The sequence below is a fragment of the Geomonas sp. genome, from assembly GCF_056994735.1.
Window position 1 is genome coordinate 1 of sequence record NZ_JBXKJL010000100.1, and the last position, 3,012, is coordinate 3,012.

A 3,012-nucleotide genomic window follows, 5' to 3' on the forward strand; every position below is an offset into this window, starting at 1 on the left:
ACTAGGCTCTGGATCTTGCCGCCAAGTAATGGCACACCGCTTAAACCATAGTATCCTACTGACGAGATCGAAGCGCCCGGCAGTAAAGAAGCTAATTCTTCAGGGAGAAAACGAAATATATAATCAATACCTGGCTGACCGGGCTTGCCCTCTTTAATCCAGCCTCTGCGCTGCTTGCCACGGCTGTAGTGATGCACGGATATAACTATTCGGCCTCCGGTTTTTGTAACTCGCATTAGTTCAGCGATAGCTCGCTTTTGCGAACTTCCTGGGCGTAAGTGCTGCAATGTATTAGCACAAAGGACGGCATCAAAAAAGTCTGTTGGAAATGGTAACTTTCTGATATCTGCCTGTACTGAGTAAATAGCATTACCACTAGGTCTAGCTTTAAGGATATGCAATGACTTCAGCGAAAAATCAAGAGCAATAACTTTATTAAAATGAGAAACTAAAGGAAAGGTTGTCATGCCCGTCCCGCAGCCCGCGTCTAGTACGACACCGCCAATACGAGACTTAATAATTGCCGTAACGGCCTGACTGATGCAGGATATATATACTGGGTCCTGCTCTCTCTGTTGATCATAATCTATTGCGACACGATCCCACGTCTCTTGCATCGATCCTTCCAAAAAAATTCTTCGCTGCTCATCAGACATATTTGATGTTCCTCTCTAGATGACAATCTCTTACATATTGATTAATATTATTTAATATCGGTTAATATCACTTAAAAGCAATAAAGATGTCTTTAGCTTGCGTCCGTGCGTCGGGTGGATCGCCACATGTTCTATAGCACCGACTACTACGGATTTCCCTTTATCCGTCTCAGCCGGGCAATCGCCTCAGCAAACCGCTCGATCCAGCCCTGGCGTGGCGGAGGCAGTAGCCCGCCGGCTGATGTAGCCCTATCCAGACCACAACCGTCGCCACCAGTCCGCTAGCCTCGATTTCCACAGTAGAAAATTCAACTAACATTTTAGCCATCGAGATCAAGCGAAACGGAGCACCAGCTGCTTGTGCCCGAACCAGGGCATGGGTGTAGGTTGCTCGGCGAGGCCGGAGTCGACCAGATACGGGTTGTGGGCACGTTTGTCGAGGGTGACCACGACCTGATGGGGCTCGATGCTCACCTTGCCAGGGACATTAAGCAACTGGTTGAAGAGGTTTTTGGCCGTGGCTCGGTGATAGTTCTCGGCCAAGCGTTGGGCCAGGAGGCGGTACAAGGCACTGCCCATCAGGGTGATCTGTAGATCGAAGTCCACCTTCAGGCCGACCATAGAGGAGAGCGCATCGATATGAAAGAAGTGGATCGCTTCGGCGATGCCATTCTCGATGAGCATGCGCTGGGCATAGCGGGTGATCAGCGTGGCCGGGGTCGAGCGTAGCTCATTGGTCAGCAACACCGTGGGCTGCTCGTGCCCGAGGTCCATAACGGCGAGCTGTCGGAGCGGTTGCTCACCATAGCCGCGCAGGTGAATGCGTTCATCCATCACGCGCGGATGGCGATAGGTGCGCGTCAGGCTCTTCAGGGTGATGCGACGCCATGCCGAGGCCGGCCGGGCGTAGAGTGTGGCCAGCAGGGGCCGGGAGCGGCGCCGCAAGGTGATAAAGCGGATGCCCTGCTCATCCAGGCGACGGAGATTGGCATAGGTGGTCAGCTGGGAGTCAAAGACCAACTCTTGCGGAGGCTGGCCGGTTTGCTGCTGCCAGAAGTCCACGAAGCGCAGAATCTCGTCGGCACGCGCGGCTTTGGTCAGCCCGGCATTGGCGTAGCACAAGACCCGTTGCTCGGCATCGCGGGCCAGAAATACCAGCACACCCTGCTGGCGCCGACTGCGGCGCGAAACGTAATGCTTCTGTAGCGGCTCTCGCTGGGTGTTGGCCGGTACCGTATGGAAGTCTAAATCCAGCGAGCTGCTACGCTCGAGCCCGAGGTGTTGCACGTGTTGGAACCATGTTGCCATCAGGCGCAGACACTCCTGGTGACCGAGGCGTGAGCTATAGGCGGCCAGATACGAGCGCTTGGGGATGACGTTCAACCCCGCAAACAGGGCCAGACCGTCATCACAAACCAGCGTCATGACGTGGCTTTTGCGTTCGATGCCGACCAGCTTCAGGGCCAACAGACTGCGCAGCGCCTGTTCGGCCGGAATCATCGCCGAGCCTGGCAGCTCGGCCTCACGAGCAATCTGCCCCAGGTCCAACTCGCGCATCAGGGGGACAAAGACGAAGAGCCCGGCCAGCTGGGTGCGAAACGTGCGCGGTGACAACTCCAACAGTCGCACGTCAGCCCCGGCGGTCGGCGCCGGCTTCAGCAGGGTCGGGCGCTCCTCGTCGCGGCGCCGCGGCAGGCGGGCAAAGCCCTCCTCCTGCAACAGCGTTGAGAGCGCATTGATGCTGAGCTCCTGGCCCTCGGCCTGGAGCTCCTGCTGGATGTCATAGACCGACAGATTCTGCTTGCGCAGGGCGATCACCCGCTCGCGCACCGGGTCGCGCGCCGCCGCCGCCTGCGGCCCACGGCGCACCTCGCGGAAAAACCGTTCCTGCCGGGTTTGATCGTGGCGGAATTGGTGACACAATACCCGGAAGGCGCCTAGCGTGTAACCGAACCGCCGAGCGACTTCCGCCGACGACAGCCCATCAACGAAATAGGCTCGCAGCGCCTCGTACTGTCGGTGCAGAAGCTTCTCGGGGGCCAGGAAGAAGCGCGCTTCAGGGGCAGCATTTGTTAGCTCATTGCTATGACTGATGTTCATGTTTTGACAGTGCTATTTTAGACCCTAAGAACCAAGAAACAGCTAGTTAGTTTTTCTGAAGCACTGTCAATTTTAGCTTATCAGTACCAAATGTCACTAATAATACTGCTGCCTAGCTTGGTTCTTCGAGCCGCCGACTGTATGAGGCTAACCGCTTGTATGAGTTACCATGTTCACTAATCGCCTTGGACTCCTCAGGCGTCGGTTCAAAGCCTCTTTTGTTAGCCGATCCTAGGGCTGTGGAAATCGAGGCTAG

2 protein-coding genes are annotated in these 3,012 nt (G+C 55.9%); both read right to left on the reverse strand.

All coding sequences use genetic code 11. The features are described from left to right. Positions 1 to 656 (reverse strand): class I SAM-dependent methyltransferase (locus AC11W3_RS04690; protein ID WP_484092573.1); only part of this gene is annotated, 656 nt, incomplete at its 3' end. A gap of 333 nt (positions 657 to 989) precedes the next feature. After that, positions 990 to 2,756 carry a transposase gene (locus AC11W3_RS04695; RefSeq protein WP_484092574.1) on the reverse strand — a complete coding sequence of 589 codons (1,767 nt, stop codon included), beginning with the start codon at positions 2,754 to 2,756 and terminating at the stop codon, positions 990 to 992. Between the last annotated feature and the right edge of the window lie 256 nt (positions 2,757 to 3,012).

What these genes read in the sequence shown, in the direction of transcription:
- AC11W3_RS04695 (WP_484092574.1), bottom strand. Translation starts at nt 2,756, where the DNA reads ATGAACATCAGTCATAGCAATGAGCTAACAAATGCTGCCCCTGAAGCG.